This is a genomic window from Neptuniibacter marinus, from assembly GCF_001597725.1.
Taxonomy (GTDB): domain Bacteria; phylum Pseudomonadota; class Gammaproteobacteria; order Pseudomonadales; family Balneatricaceae; genus Neptuniibacter; species Neptuniibacter marinus.
Genome location: NZ_LUTR01000010.1, coordinates 85,101 through 106,715 on the forward strand (window position 1 = coordinate 85,101; position 21,615 = coordinate 106,715).

General features: G+C 42.0%; 17 protein-coding genes. 5 read left to right on the forward strand and 12 right to left on the reverse strand.

Annotated features, from left to right (window positions below; all coding sequences use genetic code 11):
* Positions 1–45: 45 nt before the first annotated feature.
* Positions 46–2,073, forward strand: coding sequence for an HD domain-containing phosphohydrolase (locus A3774_RS09060; RefSeq protein ID WP_067866399.1), 2,028 nt, complete (start codon positions 46–48; stop codon positions 2,071–2,073).
* A 17-nt stretch (positions 2,074–2,090) separates the two neighbouring features.
* Here A3774_RS09060 and A3774_RS09065 read toward each other — a convergent pair whose 3' ends face one another.
* The 8 genes from A3774_RS09065 to A3774_RS09100 form a co-directional block, all read right to left on the reverse strand.
* A complete protein-coding gene (locus A3774_RS09065) occupies positions 2,091–2,897 on the reverse strand; it encodes a hypothetical protein (protein WP_067866401.1) in 807 nt (268 codons plus the stop codon).
* Positions 2,898–3,168: 271 nt separating this feature from the next.
* Positions 3,169–3,813, reverse strand: a complete 645-nt coding sequence (locus A3774_RS09070; RefSeq protein ID WP_067866403.1) for a hypothetical protein — start codon at positions 3,811–3,813, stop codon at positions 3,169–3,171.
* 18 nt (positions 3,814–3,831) lie between these two features.
* Entirely contained in the window at positions 3,832–4,398 is a 567-nt protein-coding gene (dcd, locus tag A3774_RS09075) for a dCTP deaminase (protein ID WP_067866405.1), read from the reverse strand.
* Positions 4,399–4,549: 151 nt separating this feature from the next.
* Positions 4,550–4,729, reverse strand: a complete 180-nt coding sequence (locus A3774_RS09080; protein WP_067866407.1) for a hypothetical protein — start codon at positions 4,727–4,729, stop codon at positions 4,550–4,552.
* Positions 4,730–4,888: 159 nt separating this feature from the next.
* A complete protein-coding gene (gene apbC / locus A3774_RS09085) occupies positions 4,889–5,980 on the reverse strand; it encodes an iron-sulfur cluster carrier protein ApbC (protein WP_067866448.1) in 1,092 nt (363 codons plus the stop codon).
* A 175-nt stretch (positions 5,981–6,155) separates the two neighbouring features.
* A complete protein-coding gene (locus A3774_RS09090) occupies positions 6,156–9,611 on the reverse strand; it encodes an acyl-[ACP]--phospholipid O-acyltransferase (protein WP_067866408.1) in 3,456 nt (1,151 codons plus the stop codon).
* Positions 9,612–9,831: 220 nt separating this feature from the next.
* A complete protein-coding gene (trmA, locus tag A3774_RS09095; RefSeq protein WP_067866410.1) occupies positions 9,832–10,920 on the reverse strand; it encodes a tRNA (uridine(54)-C5)-methyltransferase TrmA in 1,089 nt (362 codons plus the stop codon).
* A 113-nt stretch (positions 10,921–11,033) separates the two neighbouring features.
* Positions 11,034–12,260: a response regulator gene (locus A3774_RS09100; RefSeq protein ID WP_197468043.1), complete on the reverse strand. Its 1,227-nt coding sequence runs from the start codon at positions 12,258–12,260 to the stop codon at positions 11,034–11,036.
* A 393-nt stretch (positions 12,261–12,653) separates the two neighbouring features.
* Between A3774_RS09100 and metG the strand changes: the two genes are divergently transcribed.
* Positions 12,654–14,690 (forward strand): methionine--tRNA ligase, encoded by a 2,037-nt coding sequence (gene metG / locus A3774_RS09105; RefSeq protein ID WP_067866415.1) that lies wholly within the window; start codon positions 12,654–12,656, stop codon positions 14,688–14,690.
* A 296-nt stretch (positions 14,691–14,986) separates the two neighbouring features.
* Positions 14,987–15,232 (forward strand): TIGR02647 family protein, encoded by a 246-nt coding sequence (locus A3774_RS09110; protein ID WP_067866418.1) that lies wholly within the window; start codon positions 14,987–14,989, stop codon positions 15,230–15,232.
* 43 nt (positions 15,233–15,275) lie between these two features.
* On the opposite strand, the gene A3774_RS09115 is transcribed toward A3774_RS09110, so the two are convergent.
* Positions 15,276–15,533: a hypothetical protein gene (locus tag A3774_RS09115; protein WP_067866421.1), complete on the reverse strand. Its 258-nt coding sequence runs from the start codon at positions 15,531–15,533 to the stop codon at positions 15,276–15,278.
* A 226-nt stretch (positions 15,534–15,759) separates the two neighbouring features.
* Here A3774_RS09115 and A3774_RS09120 point away from each other — a divergent pair, with 226 nt between their 5' ends.
* Positions 15,760–16,092, forward strand: coding sequence for a HopJ type III effector protein (locus A3774_RS09120; RefSeq protein ID WP_067866423.1), 333 nt, complete (start codon positions 15,760–15,762; stop codon positions 16,090–16,092).
* A 140-nt stretch (positions 16,093–16,232) separates the two neighbouring features.
* Here A3774_RS09120 and A3774_RS09125 read toward each other — a convergent pair whose 3' ends face one another.
* From A3774_RS09125 to dinB, 3 genes are all read right to left on the reverse strand, one after another.
* Positions 16,233–17,786 carry a SulP family inorganic anion transporter gene (locus A3774_RS09125; RefSeq protein WP_067866425.1) on the reverse strand — a complete coding sequence of 518 codons (1,554 nt, stop codon included), beginning with the start codon at positions 17,784–17,786 and terminating at the stop codon, positions 16,233–16,235.
* An 87-nt stretch (positions 17,787–17,873) separates the two neighbouring features.
* Complete coding sequence (locus A3774_RS09130) at positions 17,874–18,440, reverse strand: nucleoside deaminase (RefSeq protein ID WP_067866427.1); 567 nt, start codon at positions 18,438–18,440, stop codon at positions 17,874–17,876.
* Between the two features lie 34 nt (positions 18,441–18,474).
* Positions 18,475–19,539, reverse strand: coding sequence for a DNA polymerase IV (gene dinB / locus A3774_RS09135; RefSeq protein WP_067866429.1), 1,065 nt, complete (start codon positions 19,537–19,539; stop codon positions 18,475–18,477).
* A gap of 138 nt (positions 19,540–19,677) precedes the next feature.
* Here dinB and A3774_RS09140 point away from each other — a divergent pair, with 138 nt between their 5' ends.
* The gene (locus tag A3774_RS09140) at positions 19,678–21,450 is read left to right on the forward strand and encodes a GNAT family N-acyltransferase (RefSeq protein ID WP_067866431.1); all 1,773 of its coding nucleotides are present in this window, start codon (positions 19,678–19,680) and stop codon (positions 21,448–21,450) included.
* Positions 21,451–21,615: the final 165 nt, after the last annotated feature.

The window sequence follows — 21,615 nt, forward strand, 5'->3', positions numbered from 1 at the left end:
CTAGCTAGAATGAAATAATTTACTCACACACTTTGGATTATCAGCATGAAACGTATTTTAACCACTGGCTTTATCAGCCTCACACTTATCTTTATGATATGTATGTTGTTAATCAACCGTTTCACTGAGAATCAACAAACGCAGAGTATCCAACATTGGCAAACAACCTTATCAGCACTCGCTGATAACCAAAGTTTAAGCGCAACAAGGTGGATGTTTTCTACAGAAGCCCCTCTCAAAGAGATTGCAGATAACAATTCTGTTCGGTTATACCTTCAACGATTAACAGGCAAAACATCAGCCGAACAAGAGAAAACCGCACAAATTGATTACCTTAGAAACCTCATTATCGCAGCCGCTAACCGTGAAGGTTATACTGATAAAACAAGAAGCAGTGTAAACGCTAATCTTCGAGTGATAGCCAATAGCTCTCTTGCTCTATATGACGCTAATTTAAAACCCATTGCTGGCACCCCAGGCTTAGCACCTATCAATAAAGAGATTCATGACACCATTAAATCCAGCTTATCAGTGGGTACAGTCGCTGCCACCCACATATGGATGAATGAAAATCAAACAAGTCAGATCGCTTTTGTCAGCGCTATCACAGGGCTTCCGCAATTTGGCGCTGAAGGTAAGATCATAGGCTATTTGGTAGGGATAAAAAATGCTGAAAAAGAACTCTACAGTTTGCTCCGTAATTATAGTGTTGAACTACAATCTCTGGAATCTGCACTACTACAGAGAAAAGACGAAGGCTTAGTTTACGCTAGCCCCCTACGCCAAGATAAAAGCTCCGCATTGGCAAAAGTCATTCCGATGAATGGGCAAAGTGCAGCAGCACTTGCCTTCAATGCGCCTGGACAATTCATTCAGGCGAAAGATTATCGTGGCATAGATGTATTAGCGGTTAGCCGGAATATTGCCAGCACAAACCTTAAACTCATTATTAAGGTAGACCGTAACGATGCCCTAGGGCAAAGCGCAGAGGAACAAGCAAACCTACAAATGATGCTAGTGCTTGGCACACTCGCGCTTTTAGCAATGCTAGTCGCTGCGGGTTGGTACGGACACCTTTTGAAAGAACAGAAGTCAAACGAAGAGTTGCGAACCACCGCTCTAGCCTTAAAAGAAAAAACAAGCCTGCTTGATGCGATTAATAACAATGTAACCGATATGGTCATGATCGTTGATACTGATATTAACCTTGTATTTATCAACCATGCACTCGCCAGCAAAGTTTCAATCAACCCCGAGGATAGTGAAGGCAAAAATCTAAACTCCGTACTGGGGAGCCATTACGCTGAACAACTGTCCCCTCTGATAAAAGAATGTTTTGAAAGCCAAAAGGATGGATCTTATAAAAGATCATTGGAGCTCCAAGGAACGCTCAGTACTTTTGTAATTAGCTTAGTGCCTATGCTCTACGGTGACACAGCATCGGTAATGCTCCACTTCCACGATATTACTTTAATTGAACAGCATCAAAAGCGACAAACTCAGCTACTTCGTCAGATCATGCAATCGTTGATGAACGCGATTGACCTACATGACCCTTATTCAGCCAACCATTCGCAAAAAACCGCCAAAATAGCACTTGCGGTTGCTGACGCTATGGCGCTTGAGGAAAATGACCGAGCCTCTCTTGAAATTGCAGCAAACCTTTGTAATTTAGGGAAACTATCTATCCCTCAGAGCCTGTTAACAAAAACAGAGCCTTTAACAGATCAAGAGAGAGAAGTTGTCCAAAATGAGGTCCAACATACTCGTGAAATACTACAAAATATTGAATTTGACGGGCCGGTATTAGAAACAATACTCCAGAAACATGAATACTTAGACGGCTCTGGCTCTAACGGAATATCTGGTGATGAACTCTTACTCAACTCTCGAATACTTACAACAGTAAACGATTTTGTCGCTATGATTAGTCCTAGAGCCTATAGAGAGAGCTTACCAGTAGAAACGGCATTAGCGATTATTCTCAAAGATGCAGGGAAGCGCTATGATCGCCAAGTGGTTGCATCTCTATTCCATGTAGCGGAAAACAAAATCGATTTCGATATACTATAAGACTGTCTACTAAGTTCTTAATGGATAGTCGGTGGGGCTTTAGGTGCATCAGGCACAATAATATGACCACTACTATCCAGCACTAACACACCCTGCTCGACGCCTAACTCAAGCATCTGCTGGAGCAACATCTGGGTTAAGTGGGCACTAATAATCAAACCTGCCGGCGGATCACCATCAAATAGATCTTCATCCATCATATCTTCAGGCCTTAAACCAAGCAGCATTGGATTCTCAGCAACAAGCGGGGAGATATCTTCTGGTGCAAACACTGAATAACTAGATGATATATCAAGCGCCCGCTGATAAGGATCGAGGTCTCGCGTACTTTGCTGCAATGAGTCTAGATATTCTGACTCTGCGGCAGAAAATATCTGAGACAGCTTACTCGCCCCTCCTATACTAATATTACGCTTTGCCGTTTCTGACTGGCTGTAATCAATATTAATCGGATACTGACTATCCTTTAGCAACTCTTCATCATCAACTAAAATATGCCCTTCATCATCAGTTTCCAGCCATTCACGATCGACAGCAACGGCCAGCAAGCCTTCTAAAGCTGCTGCTAAAATATTACTACAAACAATAATTCCAACGGAGGGGTTCTCACTCGCCTGTTTATTCATAATAAAATCACCAGCGCGGGCTGCGAGAAGTGTGGGATCCTGTTCTATTATCTCAGCTAACAGATCTGCTTCAAGAAAAAGCCTCTCATGGCATAAACGTTCGGCCGTTAAATAGGGCTCATTACAAGCCGTAGCCTGCATACGCGATATATATTCAACACGAACTTCTTCGAGTAAAGCTGTTAGCAATCCACTCATATAACGCCTAATTCCAAGAAAATGATAAAAATTTAAATTAAAAAGCTAAGGTTAATAAAACAATGGTCGATTGTTACTTAGGAAGCAACTAAAAAAAACAAGGAAGGGGAAACAAATGCGCACTTTATTTAAAGCAGGCGAAAAACAAACTGAAGATGAAGAAGGCAGCGTTTATATTCTCTCAGACAACTGAGAAACTAAGACGCAGAAGCTCATAACTAATGATCAAACTGCGTCCATACTTCACATTTACGGATAATCTCGAAACAGATTAATGTAACGTAATCCCTATGGGAGATGCATCCTGTTTAACTTCGTCAAAATAATCACGTAAGTCCACTAACTTAGTTAAACCATGATCTTCAGGTGATTTAGGTATTTCGAACCAATCTAATGCCCATACACGCGTCATCAGTTCATATTCACCTATCAATGCATCTAGATAGATCATAACCGCTTCTACCCTAGGATCCATATCCAAAACTTTTGGTGCATTTTCTAAATAGATCTCTAGATGCATACGATTATTTACAACATTTACGCGACACCAAAAATCATGAATTTCACAAAATTCATCACCAATATTCACCGATAAGGGAATAGGATCGTAGCGGTTATTAAACGCCTTAAATTCTATTCCGGTCAATTCTGGCGCTGCGCCTATTACACTTAACACAGAATGGATTGATTCGGGAAAACCATCACAACCAAAAACCATCTCTAAAGCCCCCTCTTCACCCTCATCGCTCTGAAAATGAAACGTCAGGTTGCTGTCAATCTTTTGTAATTGCTCACGGTATTGCTTTAGTAACGGCTCCGCCTCAAAACGATCATCACTCCTACTCGATAGAAGTTGCTCAATGGTTTCTTGGAGCTGGTCCCAAAATAAACTAATTTTTTCGTGCTTTAAAATCATTTATAGATACAGTCAAAGTTAAGTACGAGGAACCACAACACCAGTCTGACCCTGATACTTACCATCGCGATCTTTATAGGAGGTTTCACAAACCTCACTTCCCTGAAGAAACAGCATTTGAGCAACCCCTTCATTGGCATAAATTTTAGCAGGTAGCGGGGTGGTATTAGAAAACTCCAACGTTACATGACCTTCCCACTCAGGCTCTAATGGCGTGACATTAACAATAATACCGCAACGGGCATAAGTGCTTTTGCCTAAACAGATGGTTAATACATCACGAGGAATTTTGAAATATTCAACAGTACGCGCTAGCGCGAATGAATTTGGCGGGATAATACAGACATCCGACTGAACATCTACAAAACTGCCGTCATCAAAATCTTTAGGATCGACAATGGATGAGTTGATGTTGGTAAAAATTTTAAACTCATTCGCGCAACGTACATCATAGCCGTAACTAGATGTTCCATAAGAGACGATACGTGATCCATTAACCTCACGAACCTGACCCGGCTCAAAAGGTGAAATCATATCCTTCTCTTCCGCCATACGACGAATCCAACGATCAGCTTTAATGCCCATATTGGCCTATCCAGTAGTTAATAATTTTCTAGCCGCGCATTGTACCTTTTTTAATAGAGATGAACAAAGTTCAATCACACTAGCCACATATAAAAAACGACCCTTTAAGGGTCGTTTATTTTATTGATTAACAATATCTAATTAAATGAAATTAATTTAGCAGGTTAGCCGTCTTTTCATATTGATCAGCAAGCCAGAACTCTGCCGCAGTATTGCCTTCATCTCTCAAGCTATCAGCTTGTTTCCGAAGTTCCCTTGCCATATCACTACGGGAAGGTGCTGAAGGCTTTACCTGTATCTCTCTAATATCTGCTGTCTCTCTATAATCCATAACAACATCCCTCATTTATTTTTATATGATCCGTCTAATCGTCGAACTATCAGTGTAGACAATATTTTAGAGACCAACCAGATAACCTGGTTAATTTTTGATCTCAATCAAACTATAAACATTCGCAAAAAGCACCAACCTTAGCCTGTACGTAAAATATTAATCGTCAGAAACAACAATGGTAGGCACGGCAACATAGTTAGCATTTTTTGTAGCTAACCTAACTGCTAACTTACGTGCGACCTCCCGATATATTAACGCATAGTCGCACTCAGAATCAGCAGCTACGGTAGGTGTCCCTGAATCAACTTGCTGACGAATAGATAAGGCTAATGGTAATTGACCTAAGAGTTCCGTATCGTAGAGCTCTGCAATCTCTTTCCCCCCCCCATCGCCAAAGATCGCTTCAGTATGGCCACAGTTGCTGCATATATGAGTACTCATATTTTCAATGACCCCGAGTACATCAATATCGACTTTACGGAACATCTCTATCCCTTTTTTCGCATCCAGCAAAGCAATATCCTGCGGCGTTGTTACGATAACCGCCCCCGCAACCGGTACCTTTTGCGATAACGTCAACTGAATATCACCGGTGCCAGGTGGCATATCAATAAACAGGTAATCAAGATCATGCCAGCGTGTTTGCGTTAACAACTGCTGTAACGCACCTGCCGCCATTGGGCCTCGCCATACCATCGCCGTATTATCTTCGATTAGATAACTCATCGACATCGACTGTAAGCCATGCGCTTCAATAGGGTTAAAATGCTTCTCATCATGTTGAGAAGGGCGAACTCCCTCGTCTACACCGAGCATCATGCCTTGGCTTGGGCCATAAATATCAGCATCAAGAATACCTACTTTTGCACCCTCAGCAGCCATCGCCAGCGCTAAGTTAACCGCCGTGGTCGATTTACCAACACCCCCTTTACCTGAAGCGATGGCAATAACATTCTTAACACCTGACATCGAAGGAAGCTGGTTTTGCCCTTGATTGGAGGCAATCTGATGACTCAAGATCACCTCACATTCAGACACCTCATCCAAGGCCAACATTTTTTCACTGATGCGTTGTTTAAAAGTTGCTGCAACACCTTCACTTGGATAAACAAACTCAATGGCAATAACTAATTTACCAGAGGTTAGAGACACTTCTTTAACATGGTGCGCAGTAATAAGATCAGTCCCCATCAACGGATCATCAATTTCCGCTAACAAGTCAGTGACTTTAGATTCAATATTTGACACGGTTCTCTCCGCTTTCTGAGCTTTAGAATGTCGGTTAAAAAACTGTTTAAAAAAACTCATTATGACCTTCTAATTTTATAGACTCACAGTATAACCCATAATAACCAAGCAGATTAGTAGGAATTACATAAAACTATGCAATACCTACTAAAACAAAGTATGTTCGCCGCTTTGTTTATGCGGGGCGAGCCATAGCCTCCGCCATCTCTCGGGCCGCACTAAAGTTCGTTTTACCACTGCCTAAAACAGGGACGGCCTCAACGCTATAGATATCCGCCGGTACCATCATCGGCGCCATTCCACCTTTGACCAAACGATCCCGCACATTTTCAACATCGATCCCTTCGATGAGAAGAATCACCTTTTCACCCTTTTTCAAGTCAGGCAGATTCACCGCGACCAAAGGCTGCTCTGTCAGCTCTAATATACGACGCACCTCACCCTCTATCGCAGTAAGACTCACCATCTCCCCACCCAGCTTAGCGAAACGACTATAGCGATCGACAATCGTTAAAAACCCATCTTCATCTAAATGGCCTTTATCGCCACTTTTATACCAACGAATACCATCCATCTCGACAACCACTTCGGCTGTTTTTTCTGGATTATTTAAATAACCCTGCATGATTTGAGTACCCCCAATCAAAATCAACCCATCTTCACCTATAGGGAGTTCATCTAAGGTTTCTGGGTCCACTATGCGGAAAGTCGAGCCGGGTAAGGCCATACCAACCGTACCGGGTTTGTTTCCCACCTGTACTGTCCACCAGTCTGTATCTAAAGCATCAGGTAAATTAGTACTTGCGACAGGAGTGGTTTCTGTAGAGCCATAACCTTCGACAACAGGTACATGGTATTTTTTCTCGAATCCCTCTCGTACAGCAGAATCAAGTTTCTCTGCACCGGCCACTACAGCTCGAAGCGACTGGAACATAAGTGGGTGAACCCGCTTATTCCGTGTATATAAACGCAAAAAGGTGGAGGTGGCACACATCAATGTTGCTTTATAACGTGCTACACCTTTACCTATTTTAGGCGCATCAGTTGGATCAGGATGGCAAACAACCGGCATTCCCTCAATCAACGGCATAAAACAAGTTACCGTTAGGCCAAACGCATGAAATAGGGGCAAGGTAGCCATAATACAATCATCTTCACGTACATTGAGCACATCTGCTGTTTGGCGAAGGTTCCCCATAATATTCCTGTGACTTAACATCACTCCTTTTGGAGCTCCCTCGCTACCGGAAGAGAATAATATAGCTGCGGTTTGATCAACATGTGCTTTATGACACAACCAAAATTGTAACCATGAAGTCGGCATCAGCGATACTAACCCTAAAGTTAATAGCCCTTCAGCTTTACTGATCTGTTCTTTAATATCTTCCATATACAGCAGTTCTCGTCCCTCAAATAACTCCGAAAGATCTGCGCCACGTGCTTTCAGCTTAATCACAAAACGACGCGAGGTAACAATAGTCTTCACATCCGCTTGCTCTAGCGCAGATTTCAGAGAGCCTACAGGTGCAGTAAAGTTGATATTAACTACAGTTTTTCCCGCCATTAATGCTGCCATATTAGCAATAGCACCAGCACTCGACGTTGGCACAAGCAAACCAATATTATTCCCTTCTGTTCGTACCATTCTTTTTCTAAATAAAGCCGTAGCAGTTAACAACTTTCTATGGCTTAACGGCCCTCCATCCACATCCGCTATAGCATATCCACCATCGGCACTTTTCATACTACGCACAAAGGCGCTTGGGAGTGTTTCAAGAGTTTCTGTATATTGTTCCCAAGTTCGAATCGATAACTCAAACACCTTCTGCTTAACTTCAGCAGCACAACTATCAATCGACATTGGCTGACCATAAGCGACGATGACATCTCGTTTAGAACCGTTACGACGAATGGTTTTCATTTTATCGGTCGAACGGGAGAAACGACTTCCCCACAACCCACGCATATAGAAAGGTACGATGACACCGTCCGCCCCTTCACAGGCTTTTTCAAAACCGCGCCTAAACTCTCCTAACTGTCCTATATGGCTGATTGCGCCTTCAGGAAACAAGCACACTACTTCGCCGATATTAATCAATTCACGTACCTGTTCAAGCGCTTGGCGACTCTTACCTTGAGAGATAGGAATAACTTTAAATAGATCTAAGAACCAGCGAAGATACCAGCGCTCATATATACTTCGCTCCATGACAAAGTGAATATGGCGAGGACAGGCCATCTGAATCATTGCCCAATCTAACCAGCTTATATGGTTACCTAATAGCAACGTCCCTTTACCCGCTTCAGGTAAGTTTTCAAAACCAAGTACCTGAAGATTATATTTCCGGCGAAACAGGAGCATCACCAAGACTTTGATAAATGCCTGTGGCAAGGTAATAATCGCATAGATAGCGCCCCCAACCCCCAGCGCGGCCAGCAACCAAAGCAACCAAAGTCCATCAATACTGTTCCACGCAAATAGCACAGTTAAAGACAAGAAACTCAGCATCATAAGGTTCTGAATAAAATTACTACCCGCCAATACCCGTCCGTTTTCAGCTTCACCTGCATGAAACTGTACCAATGCATTTAATGGCACACACATTAAGGCACCAAAAAGACCAATCGAAAAGAAGACAACCGCCTGCATAAGCATAGAATCAAGCTGAGGTAAAAGAACAAGCCCGCCCGCAACACCCACAGCCCCAACAGGAATCAAACCGACATTGATATAGTGCTTAGAAAACCGTCCAGCCAAGATAGAGCCCAGCATTATCCCTATACCTGCAAACGCCATGATGCCTTGAATTACGAAGGTATTATGTTGATCCATATGTTCTTCGGCAAACGCAGGAAAGACGGCCAGCATCACCTGACTAATTGACCAAAAAATAGATAGTCCAATAATCGACAACCAGATAGGACGTTTGCTTTTAAGTAAGCCAAGGTTGCGTTTTAAAGCTCGACCCGTTAGATAGGCCTTAGTATCAAAAACCGCTTTCTTATCGGTTTCCTGTAGTTCAGGCAGCTGGTACGCTAAATAGAGTTCAACAACCGCACCAGCAACTAAAAGCCAACCTAGGGGTGCGCATGACATTAAACTCTCTTCCGGTGAAAGCTGTACCGCGCCATCCAAACTCAATTCAAATAGTAGTGAGAAAACAACAATGCCACTTAAAATGGCGACCATAGTCACCGCCTGAACCCAGCTATTACCTTCGCTCAGGTTATTCGCGCCGACTAATTCTTTTATATATCCGTATTTAGCGGGCGAGTAAAAAGCACTTTGCAGCGCAAGTACAAAAGTCAGTCCAAAAGCAGGGATAAAAAGCCCTAAGTAGTAACAGGTTGTGATTAACAAAGTAATAACAACGCCGCCCCACGCAGATAGCTGCATCACCTTATTTTTAGGGTACTTATCAGCTAAGAATCCCGACGGGGTAAAAAGCAAAATAAAGGGAAGTAAGATCAAACCATTAACCACGGCGGTCAACAGTATCTGTAAATCACCGTCATAGGCCTTAAAGAGCGTATTTTGAATAATTATTTTATGACCAAGGTCGACAAAGGCATTAATAAATGCGACGCATATAAATGCAAAAAATCCGTTTAACTTTAATAGCTCTTTCATGGGGTGCTCCAGCCTATTCCAAACTCATGCTACGGTGCTTACCATACTTAGATCAAGGAATTACGACAGTTTTATGGGAATAAAGAACCACTTATGACTTGAGAATCATATGAACGGCTCCCGCTGTAGAGAACTATATAAAAAGCCGGCTAAAAACCGGCTTTTAATTGGAAAAGTATCGTATATTGCAACCTAATGGGTTGTGCTCTAAGCCTGCCTACTATTTGCGTGTAAGATAGACACCACACTCTAAATGCTCGGTATAGGGAAATTGATCGAAAATAGCAAAACGCTTTAACTCATGGGTCTGAGTCAAGGTTTCCAGATTTAACTTCAATGTTTCAGGGTTGCAGGATATATAGAGAATATTTTCATAGGACTGTACTTGCTTAACCGTTTCATCATCCAAACCTGAGCGAGGCGGATCAACCAATACCGTTGTAAAATCACAGCTATCCAAGCCAAGATCTTTAGTTCGACGCTTTTCCACCGCACCACTTAGAACTTGGGAAAATTCCTCCGAACTAATACGAACAACATCTACATTTTCAATACCATTAGCCTCAATATTATATTGAGCAGCACGAACAGAGGTTTTTGAAATTTCAGTCGCTACGACACGGCGAAAGTTTTGAGCCATCGGCAAAGTAAAATTACCATTACCGCAATATAACTCGACCATATCACCTCCAGCCCCTTGGCTCGCATCAAGGGCCCATTTGATCATATGACGACAAACTTCGCCGTTCGGCTGGCTAAAACTGTTTTCTACCTGTTTATAGATATAATCCCGACCATTAATATCCAACGTTTCTATGACAAAATCCTGATCCAGCAATATTTTTGCTTTTCGAGAGCGTCCTACCAACTGAATATTAAATTTCTCTTTAAGCTTTTTAGCTTCTTCAATCCAGTCTTCTGCTAAAGGACGGTGATAGAGTAGTGTGACCAATAGCTCGCCACTTAAAGTGCTTAAAAAATCGATTTGGAATAGCTTACGTCGCAGCACTTCACTCGGGCGTATCTCTTCAAGCAGTTTGAACATCATATCGTGAATACGTTCAGCCACCATTGGGCAGTGATCAATACGTATACGGACGTTTTTGTTACCCTTTTCAAACATCACATAGAAAAGGTCATCACCCTCATGCCAAACACGAAACTCGCAGCGCATACGATAATGACTACGTGGAGATTCATAGACTTCGAGTTCGGGTAGATCAAAACAAGAAAAAAGCGATTCAACACCGGATTTTTTAACCGCAAGTTGAGCTTCATACTGTTCAGGTTCGACAACTGAGATTGACATTTACGCCTCTAAAATAAGTGCTATAGGCACAAAAAATGCGCCCACAAAAAATTGGGCGCATTTTAACAGTATGCAAGTCTCAGGCAAAACATTAAAAACAGGAAGCGGCAGGATTAAACAAATCCAACTTGTGTTTGATAATCTGCTGTAATTAGCTGCCAATGATCCAGTTCCGTCTCCATCCCAATTCGCTTGATGTAATCCATACTCAAACGACTGGACATATCACACCCAACAACGCTTGTAGCAGGTGGTAATAACGCATCCGCCACATGGACAGCCGTTAAGGGTGTAAAAACATTTTCAGGGTTAGCCTTGGGGAAATGGTGAAATAATACAGCCTCAATAACTCTAGGAGGTAAGTTCCATAAAGCCAGCATATACGCGCCCGCTTCAGCATGAGTAACACCTAACTCAAGCTTTTCAATTGCATAAACCGGTTGGTCCATTAAACTCGCTTTACTAATGATTCGATGATATTCAGCAGGGTTCTGACTGGCGAGAACTAAAATACCAAAATCATGTAGCAAACCTGCTAAAAACGCTTGGGCTTGCACATGACGGTCAGCTTTCACTGAACGCGCTATATGTTGAGCAGCGCGAGCGACGGCCATTGAACGCTGGTGAATTTGTTTAAACGAAAAACTTTTCCAAACATCGGTTTGCGGATAAGCATCAAATAGATGGGATGTTAGTACTAAATCACGAATCATTCTGATACCAAGAATAGCTACCGCTTCCTGCATTCTATTAATATCACGACTTAAACCAAAAAAGGCTGAATTAACCCACTGCATGACTTTAGCAGTCATCACTGGGTCTTGCTCGAGTATCTGCGCAATTTGCCGAGCATTTGAGCGCTCAGAACTTAACGCTTTATTTAACTTATCGTATACATCCGGCAAGACTGGCAGAGTTTGTAACGAGGTAATGTAATTCTTCACTGCAGGTTTATTAATCAATCCTGCGACATGAATACTGTTGGATATATCCTCGATCAGCTCATCAGGACTACAGTCTAAAGATAACGAGTGATGCGCCAACTCAGATGCTCTTGCGGTTTGCAACGGGGTTAAATAACCAGATAAAACTACTCGAATAACATTAGGATGTTTTTCAACCACTTTGGCAAGTAATTCAAGTACTTGTGTCGGATTATCACCTAAAGGTAATACCAGCACATCGGCAGGATTACTATCAAGAACCGCCAATAACTCATCTAAGCGTTTGACTGAAACAGTATTCCAATCGGTGGTATCAGATATAGCCTTACCTAAACGTACACTTTGAGGGCATACCTGACAAAAAACAGCTGAATGTTTCAATATTTGGGATGTCATCTGCGCGTCCATAAAAAAACCATCCAATTAACCCATCCTTAGATAATACCTTTACTCTCTCAATATAGGTTTAGCTGGGTATTAGCTGAGTGTCCAGAAAATAAACAGCTACATGAAAACTATTCAAAATAAAACCACACTAAAATTGTACAATAAACAGCCTCCAGTTTAGCACAATCGGTATTTATTAAAAAACGTCAAACATAAGCTATCACCCTACCAGCACACTAAAATGATTAAGCGCGATATCATGAATAACTTACACACTTCCCTTATCAAGTATTTATTCTCCAACTCTCTATACAATCTGCATTCATAATGGTTCATATAATCAACTAAAAAGCGTAGAATCTGGCCTCCTTATTTCAATGATTTCAGGTTTTCAGGCAGCCCATGACTGACAGCAAACGTAAGATTCTTGTTACTAGTGCCCTTCCATACGCTAATGGTCCCATTCATTTAGGCCATTTAGTTGAATATATACAAACTGACATTTGGGTTCGCTTCCAAAAACTCCGGGGCAATCAATGTACTTACGTCTGTGCGGATGATGCTCACGGCACACCTATCATGCTGAAAGCCGGTCAAATGGGTATTTCACCGCAAGAGCTGATTGACAAAGTTAGTGCTGAACACCAACGGGATTTTTCCGGTTTTATGGTTGGGTTTGATAACTACTACTCTACCCACTCAGAAGAAAACAAATACTTCGCATCTCATATATATACCGCATTACGTGACGGTGGGCATATTGATAAAAAAACGATCACTCAAGCCTATGACCCTGAAAAAGAGATGTTTCTGCCTGATCGCTTTGTTAAAGGCGACTGCCCAAAATGTGGCGAGAAAGACCAGTACGGCGATTCTTGTGAGAAATGTGGCGCAACCTACAGCCCTGTTGATCTTAAAAATGCTTATTCTGCAGTGTCTGGTGCAAAACCCATTGAAAAAGAATCTGAACACTATTTCTTTAAGCTAGGTAATTTCGAAACTTTCCTTCGTTCATGGGTAGATAACCACGTTCAAGAGCAGATGATTCATAAACTAAATGAATGGTTTGAATCAGGCCTACAGAATTGGGATATCTCTCGCGATGCACCTTATTGGGGTTTTGAAATACCAGATGCCCCAGGCAAATACTTCTATGTATGGCTAGACGCCCCAATCGGTTACATGGCGAGCTTTAAAAATTGGTGTGATAAAAACAACGTAGATTTTGATGAGTACTGGTCAGAAGCCTCAGAAACAGAGCTTTATCACTTTATCGGCAAAGATATAGCCTATTTTCACACTCTTTTCTGGCCCGCTATGCTTGAAGGCGCTGGCTTCCGTAAGCCTAATGGTGTTTTTTGTCACGGTTTCTTAACCGTAGATGGACAAAAAATGTCTAAGTCGCGCGGCACCTTCATTATGGCTGAGACCTACCTGAATCACCTTCGTCCAGAGTACCTGCGCTATTACTTTGCAGCTAAGTTAAGCTCTGGTATAGATGATATCGATTTAAACCTTGAAGATTTTCGTATGCGCGTCAATGCGGATCTGGTCAACAAAGTCGTCAATATCGCCTCTCGCTGTGCAGGCTTTATCAAAAAGAAATTTGACGGTGAAATGTCTGCACAATTAACCGAGCCTCAGCTTTATAACGAAGCAATTGCCGCTGGCGATCTAATTGCAGATGCCTACGAAAAACGCGAGTTTGGCAAGGCTATGCGTGAAATCATGGCCATTGCAGACAAAGCAAACCAATATATTGATACCGCTGAACCTTGGGTTTTAGCAAAACAAGAAGGCAAAGAACAGGAAGTACAAGATTGCTGCTCCATGGGCATCAACCTATTCCGCGTTATTGTTTCTTATTTGGCGCCTGTATTACCTCAAGTGGCTAAAGATGCAGAAGCGTTCTTGAATATTGACCGTATCACTTGGGATAGTATTAAAGAGCCACTGCTAAGTCATAAAATTAATAAATTTAAACCGCTAATGCAGCGCGTTGATGAAGATAAAATTACGGCAATAATTGATGACACAAAAGCGGCCATTGAAGCCGCCGCTCAGGCTTTACCACCAGCGGTTTCAACACCTTTAACCGATGAACCCATCGAAGAGACAATCGAATTCCCAGATTTTGCCAAGGTTGACTTACGGGTCGTGCGTATAGCTAAAGCTGAGCATGTTAAAGGGGCTAATAAACTTCTGCAACTCACCCTAGATTTAGGCGGAGAGACCCGTAATGTCTTTGCCGGTATAAAGTCAGCTTACGAACCAGAAGATCTTGAAGGAAAACTAACCGTTATGGTTGCTAACTTAGCTCCACGTAAGATGAAGTTTGGCGTATCTGAAGGAATGGTATTAGCGGCAGGGCCTGGCGGCGAAGATATTTGGATACTAAGCCCAGATGACGGTGCACAACCAGGTATGCGCATCAAATAATCCAAGCTTAGATCTTCCACTTAAAAAGCCTATAAATCCACCTTTGTGATTTGTAGGCTTTTTTATTTCTACAGAGCAAACCAGCCTACTTCTGCTTACCCCTTACTGTTCAGCGTCACTCTCAAATGCAATACGACTTAAGCATCCTATTAAGAGATAGATAAATATAACTCTTGATTATTGAAGGCTTATATTTAGATAAAATTAAGTCTATGCTGTTCACAAGTACGTCGTTGTAAGCAACTTTATATAGTTGCAGCCACAAATATCTTGCCGTGAATAACTCAGGAGCGCATATGCCATACAACGAAGAAATCATGCAGGAATTGAATGTGTTAAACCTTTTCAACCTCAACACCACTCAAGAAGGAATCAAAGTCCACTCCTCTGCTCAATCAGAGGTTATTGCCGCTACACAAAGACTCTTTGACAAAGGATTGATTACTCAACACGACGGTGGCTACCTTACGCCACTAGGCCACGATGCAGCAGAAAGCACGCAAACCTTACTTACCATTCTAATAACAGAAAGCAGACTCTAATAGACAAAACAAAGGGCCTTATTAGGCCCTCTGTTAATCAATATTATGCTGGCGAGTGTATCGCCAAGAAATGCTCCATTACACGTCGGAGCAAGCTTGCATGAGCATAATCTCCACTGCGCTCTGCATGAGCAATATCATCAAGAATAATCTTTTTGATCTTGTCCTCACCGTCATGCTCGACTAAGTAATTACCTAGAGCCATAGCAATCATGGGATCAACATGTTCATGCTCAGCGATGGCATTAACTTCACCAACAGAGAGTCCACTCATTTCAACACATTCGTTGTAAGTTAACATGACACTACCCTCGCTTAAAAGTAATCAATCCTTCAAACCGGAAAGCAGACTGCTTAACTCCCTCCCTCATACTCAGTCTAGTTGAAAACTATAGATTCGAAGTGAATAGCGACTAAACACGAGTAATAACCCTGTCATAACTGACCTCTATCAATCTATTGCATATTTGACCAATATCACTAAGATCATTTGCCGCCAGAAGATTAAGACAGAGGATTACACCCTAATGACGCTGAATGACTTTATAAGCAAGCTTGCAACCAGCTCAGAGCTGGATTTTGAAGATACTATGCTAGTGATCGAAAGTAACTATAGCTATACACCTACCGCATTTGACAACGGCTCGATCAGTAATGATGCTGGGCAAAATGAGGGGAGCTGCAAAATCTTTGCTTTTGCTAAGCTAAATAACCTAGATGAAACAAGCACTCTAAAATGCTTTGGCCGCTTTTACCAAGATGTATTAAATACACCTGATGGTGATGATCATGGAAATATTCGCAACTTTATGCAGACCGGCTGGGCAGGTATTCACTTCTCAGGCGAAGCCCTTAGCTAATATAAAAACTTAGCTAATATAAAAATCTTAGCTGCTCTCAATAGCTGACCATCCATATAAAAAGACCCTCATCATTGGTGATCCAACGATGAGGGTCTTTTTACAACTTAGACCAGCAAGCGTTTTATAGCCAAAGGCGTTTAGGCTAAACGATCATCCGCCACTTTATAGCTTGGGTCTTCAATCATATTCACTTCCACAAGGCTTCCAGCCTTATTCAGAAGCTTACAACATTCAGGGCTTAAATGACGCAGACTGAGCTCTTTACCTGCTTTATCATAACGTTCCGCTAAAGACTCTATTGCCTCAATACCTGAGTGATCCATGACCCGACAGTTTGCAAAATCTACAATCACTTCCGGGGGATCAAACTTCGGATTAAATTGATCGCGAAAAGTTTGAATAGAAGCAAAGAAAAGCGGACCGTTTGGAAAATAAACTTTAGTATCGTATTCGTCACGTACTTCAAAAGACATATGGCTTGCATGTTTCCAAGCAAAAACCAACGCAGAGATAATTACGCCAACAATAACGGCAATCGCTAAATCCTGCCAAACCGTAACCCCAGTCACAGCAATAACGACAATTAAATCAGAACGCGGAATTTTTCCCCACAGGCGTAAACTAGCCCACTCAAATGTACCAATAACAACAATAAACATTACACCGACCAGCGCTGCAACAGGAATAACTTCGATAAGGCCCGAACCTACCAGAATAAAAGCAAGTAAGAAAAGAGCAGCAGATATACCTGATGCACGGCCAAAACCGCCCGAATTAATATTGATCATACTTTGACCAATCATTGCGCAGCCACCCATGCCACCAAAAAATCCGGTTGTGACATTCGCCACACCTTGGCCTATACACTCTTTATTACCACGACCACGCGTCTCTGTGATCTCATCAATCAAGGTCAATGTTAACAATGACTCTATCAAACCAACAGCAGCTAAGATCAAAGCATAAGGCACAATGATCTGAAATGTTTCCAAGGTTAACGGCACCATCGGAATATGGAACTGGGGCAGACCGCCGGCAATAGTGGCGTCAGCGTTACCTGTCATATCAGCTAGAACATCTTGCACTGTGCGCGTATCAAGATCTAAGCCGATAACAAGCAAAGTCACCGCAAGAATAGCGGCAAGTGTAGATGGAATAACACGCGTAAACTTAGGTAAGAAGTGAATGATCGCCATCGTTAAGGCAATTAAGCCAAGCATCACAAACATCTGCTCACCCTGCAGCCACTTAATAGCGCCATCATCATCCATAAACTGAAACTGCTTCATTTGCGCAAGAAAGATAACAATAGCCAGTCCGTTTACAAACCCCAACATAACCGGATGTGGTACTAAACGGATAAACTTACCTAATCGAAAAACACCCGCCAGTACTTGAAATATCCCCATTAATACAACAGTTGCAAAGAGATATTCCACACCATGATCAGCGACTAAGCTCACCATCACTACAGCAAGAGCACCCGTCGCACCCGAAATCATTCCTGGACGACCACCAATAGCAGCGGTAATAAGTCCAACCATAAAAGCGGCATAAAGGCCTACTAAAGGATCGACACCGGCTACAAAAGCAAACGCAACAGCTTCAGGCACAAGCGCCAATGCAACGGTTAATCCAGATAAAACATCGCTTTTAAGTGATTGTGTCCGCGACACAAGCAATTGAATCATTTACCACCTCAGCCATATACTGGTTCTTTTTTTAACCAGACTTGAAAAGCGCGCGAGTATAACAAATCTACGGGCTAATTTCAGGTATCAAGAACGAATAGTTAACATAAGTTTCTGCCGCAGACCTTGCATCTGTGCAGATGCAATATCTGAGGCTAAGATAGAAAGTTCCTTCTCTTTATTAAAGCATTTAATAACAATTAGTTGAGCAAGATTATCCCACGCAGCTGGCAACTTATTGCAATGCGACATCATTCCACCCGCTTTATCTTCAGCTAAATAAATAATCTGACCTATCCCTGAGGCTAAAATCCGACCGCAGCACATAGGGCAAGGTTCTAACGAAGAGATCAGCTGCAAGCCTTCTCGATCCTTATAATCAGGAAACATATTTTCAAACTGATCAAGAACTCTCATCTCCGCATGCGCGGATGAATTAAACCCTTCACTAAACACCTGATTAGCAGCCTCAGCTAAAAGATTATTATCCCGATCGACCAAAACAGCACCAACGCCATAGTTTCCCTCTTCCAAAGCTTCCAGCGCTAATTCACAACAACGAAACGCCCATTTATGTTCCCCTAATCGGTATTCAGGCGCATAAGTAGCTAAGCGAATTTTCAAACTCTCGATATTATTGTTGTCAGTGCTCATCGCGCCACCACCTTATAAAGCTTTCACTTAAAAATTAAGACTTATCTAGTAAGCTTAGCTGCAAAGGTTGTTCTTTGGTGCTTTCCGTTAATCTATATCCTACCCCTATCAGCCTGACCGGGCGTTGACCTCGATTGAAAGCATCCATTAATAGCTGGCGAAAATGGGAAATGTTCGGACAAGCGACCTGATGTTCTGCTGTCGTTTGGACAAAATCACAAAACTTAACTTTCACCACAATCCCAGCAATCGACCGAGTCTCCTGTAAGCGCTTATAACGTAAAACTAGCTTTTCTATTAACATAGGCAATTGAGCTATACAGCTATCAAGATCTAAAAGATCCTGAGAATAAGTATGCTCCACGCTAATCGACTTTCTTATTCGACTGAATTTAACTGGACGCTCATCGATACCACGAGATAGGTCAAATAAACGTTGGCCGAACTTTCCAAACCTATCAACTAATTCAACCAAGGATTTCGCACGTAGATCTCGACAAGTTTCTATATCCATTTTTTTGAGCTTCTCGGCGGTTTTCATACCAACTCCGGATATTTTTTTAACCGGTAGATTCAATACGAATTCATCTACTTTACGAGGGTGAACAACATAAATACCATCAGGTTTATTCCAATCACTCGCCACTTTGGCTAAAAATTTATTAGGCGCAACCCCGGCTGAAATAGTAATCCCTACCTCATCTCTTACTCGGTTTCTTATCTGATCCGCGATTAACGTTGCGCTACCTTGGCAATGATTTAATCCTGTAACATCAATAAATGCTTCATCTAGTGAGAGCGGCTCAATAATATCGCTATATTCAAGAAAGATGCTCATCACCTGCTGGGAAACTTGACGATATTTAGTCATATCACCTGGGACGACCCGTAAAGCTGGACACAACTTTAATGCCTGAGCGGTAGACATCGCTGATCGAACTCCAAACTCCCTAGCAATATAGTTACAGGTAGCAATCACCCCTCGTCGATCAGCACTACCACCAATTGCCATGGGAATGGATCTTAATTCTGGGTTATCTCTCATCTCAACTGCCGCAAAGAAACAATCACAATCGCAGTGAATGATCTTACGTTGCATAAATACCACCAAGATACTGTTTATATATACAGCATTGTAATAAAAATAGCCTAAGCTGAAAATCTATTTTCAGTCGTCACAAAACCGTCACGTTTCTGTAAAGAGTTAGTCACCTAACTCACCTATATTTGTCACCTTATGAATACACCTGAAAATACCCTCATCATTAAAGAGCCAACTATTAACGTAGAGAAAGCTCTTGTAAGCAAATACCCTGCTTTTATTGATAAGCCGGCGCCGTTTAAACGCTCTGCTCTATTTATGTTGAAAAAACTGGTTCATGAAAATGAGATAAATAGTTTTCTCGACATTAATAAAGATGCAACAGGGTTTGAATTTATTGAACGGGTTCTGGAATATTTCAATTTTGGTTACAGTATCAGCAACCATGATAGAGCCAACATTCCATCCTCCGGCCGAGTGGTGATTATTGCTAACCACCCATTGGGGGCCTTAGATGGGCTCGCTTTACTTAAAATGGTCGGCGAAGTTAGACGCGATGTAAGGATCGTAGCTAATGATGTTCTTATGAACTTCGACCCTATAAAAAACTTGTTTCTCCCTGTAGACAACTTAGGCAAAAGCACGCGTAAAAGAGATATAGAACGTATTGTTGAGGCCCTTCATCAAGAACAAGCAATTATCGTCTTTCCGGCTGGCGAAGTATCAAGAGCAGGCATAACAGGCGTTAAAGATGATAAGTGGAACAGCGGATTTATTCGTTTTGCCCGCAAAGCTAACGCACCTGTACTTCCTATTTTTATCGGTGGAAAAAACTCATCCTTGTTTTATAGCGTTTCTTACATTAACAAAACCCTCTCAACATTAATGCTAGCTAGAGAGATGTTTAATAAGCGCTCGGTCACTATCCCAATGCGTGTAGGTGAGCCCATTCCATTCAGTCAAATAGATGCGGTACCTGTATCCACAGCTGAAAAAACTAAACTGCTGAAAAAACACCTTTATCGTATAGCAAAAAATAAAAAGCCCCTTTTTCTAACGGAAAAAACGATCGCCCACCCTCAAAATCGCCAGAACCTAAAACAGGAACTAAGAGAGTCCGAACTCTTAGGTGAAACCATTGATGGAAAAAAGATCTATCTCTTTGATTACAAAGCAGAGTCAGCAGTTATTCAGGAGATAGGGCGTCTGCGGGAGATCGCTTTCCGCTGTGTCGGCGAAGGAACTGGAGATAAAAAAGATTTAGACCTGTATGACCAATACTATCGTCACCTTATTTTATGGGATGAAGAGGAGCTAGAGATTGCAGGGGCCTACCGCCTTGCTGAAGCGGGAAAAATGGATCCAACGGCAACCGATACCGGCCTATACAGTGCAACCCTGTTCAAATATGGAGAACAGATGAAGCCCTATTTCGAGCAAGGAATAGAGTTAGGCCGAAGCTTTATTCAACCCAAGTACTGGGGAAAACGTAGTTTAGATTACCTCTGGTACGGAATTGGTGCCTATCTACGTAAACACCCTGAAGTACGCTATATGTTCGGTCCTGTAAGCTTGAGCAACAGCTACCCAAGAGTAGCTAAAGACATGCTTGTATGGTTTTATAGCCACTATTTTAATGATAACGAAGACCTTGGCCATTCATTCTCCCCTTATGTTTTAGATCAAGAAGCTCTAAATAATATGGATCGAATGTTTAGTGGTGACAATTACAAAGCTGACTTTAGAGTCCTAAAGGAACAACTGGAATTTTTAGGCGTTAGTGTACCAACGCTCTACAAACAATATAGTGAACTCTGTGAAGAGGGAGGCGTGCGTTTCCTTGATTTTGGTGTTGATGCCGACTTTAACTACTGTATTGATGGGCTTGTGTTAGTCGATATTGAGTTCGTGAAGGCAAAGAAACGAAAACGATATATAGGCGAAGATCCCATAGCAGAAACACTCTAAGTGTGATCAAAGCTCGCAACCAATAAAAAAGCCCCAAGAGCAAACACTTGGGGCTTTTTAGATTCAGAATGTAAGGCTACACCTTAGCTGTAGTAGCTCAGACTTGATCTGACAGTTACCCGTTTTTTATCTGGTGTCTGTCAGTTTAGATCTGGGCTAAATTCT

Bases quoted from the DNA above. Each gene is read 5' to 3' on its own strand.
- A3774_RS09060 (WP_067866399.1), top strand. From the start codon at position 46: ATGAAACGTATTTTAACCACTGGCTTTATCAGCCTCACACTTATCTTT.
- A3774_RS09065 (WP_067866401.1), bottom strand. From the start codon at position 2,897: ATGAGTGGATTGCTAACAGCTTTACTCGAAGAAGTTCGTGTTGAATAT.
- A3774_RS09070 (WP_067866403.1), bottom strand. From the start codon at position 3,813: ATGATTTTAAAGCACGAAAAAATTAGTTTATTTTGGGACCAGCTCCAA.
- dcd (WP_067866405.1), bottom strand. From the start codon at position 4,398: ATGGGCATTAAAGCTGATCGTTGGATTCGTCGTATGGCGGAAGAGAAG.
- A3774_RS09080 (WP_067866407.1), bottom strand. From the start codon at position 4,729: ATGGATTATAGAGAGACAGCAGATATTAGAGAGATACAGGTAAAGCCT.
- A3774_RS09090 (WP_067866408.1), bottom strand. From the start codon at position 9,611: ATGAAAGAGCTATTAAAGTTAAACGGATTTTTTGCATTTATATGCGTC.
- trmA (WP_067866410.1), bottom strand. From the start codon at position 10,920: ATGTCAATCTCAGTTGTCGAACCTGAACAGTATGAAGCTCAACTTGCG.
- A3774_RS09100 (WP_197468043.1), bottom strand. From the start codon at position 12,260: ATGACATCCCAAATATTGAAACATTCAGCTGTTTTTTGTCAGGTATGC.
- metG (WP_067866415.1), top strand. From the start codon at position 12,654: ATGACTGACAGCAAACGTAAGATTCTTGTTACTAGTGCCCTTCCATAC.
- A3774_RS09110 (WP_067866418.1), top strand. From the start codon at position 14,987: ATGCCATACAACGAAGAAATCATGCAGGAATTGAATGTGTTAAACCTT.
- A3774_RS09115 (WP_067866421.1), bottom strand. From the start codon at position 15,533: ATGTTAACTTACAACGAATGTGTTGAAATGAGTGGACTCTCTGTTGGT.
- A3774_RS09120 (WP_067866423.1), top strand. From the start codon at position 15,760: ATGACGCTGAATGACTTTATAAGCAAGCTTGCAACCAGCTCAGAGCTG.
- A3774_RS09125 (WP_067866425.1), bottom strand. From the start codon at position 17,786: ATGATTCAATTGCTTGTGTCGCGGACACAATCACTTAAAAGCGATGTT.
- A3774_RS09130 (WP_067866427.1), bottom strand. From the start codon at position 18,440: ATGAGCACTGACAACAATAATATCGAGAGTTTGAAAATTCGCTTAGCT.
- dinB (WP_067866429.1), bottom strand. From the start codon at position 19,539: ATGCAACGTAAGATCATTCACTGCGATTGTGATTGTTTCTTTGCGGCA.
- A3774_RS09140 (WP_067866431.1), top strand. From the start codon at position 19,678: ATGAATACACCTGAAAATACCCTCATCATTAAAGAGCCAACTATTAAC.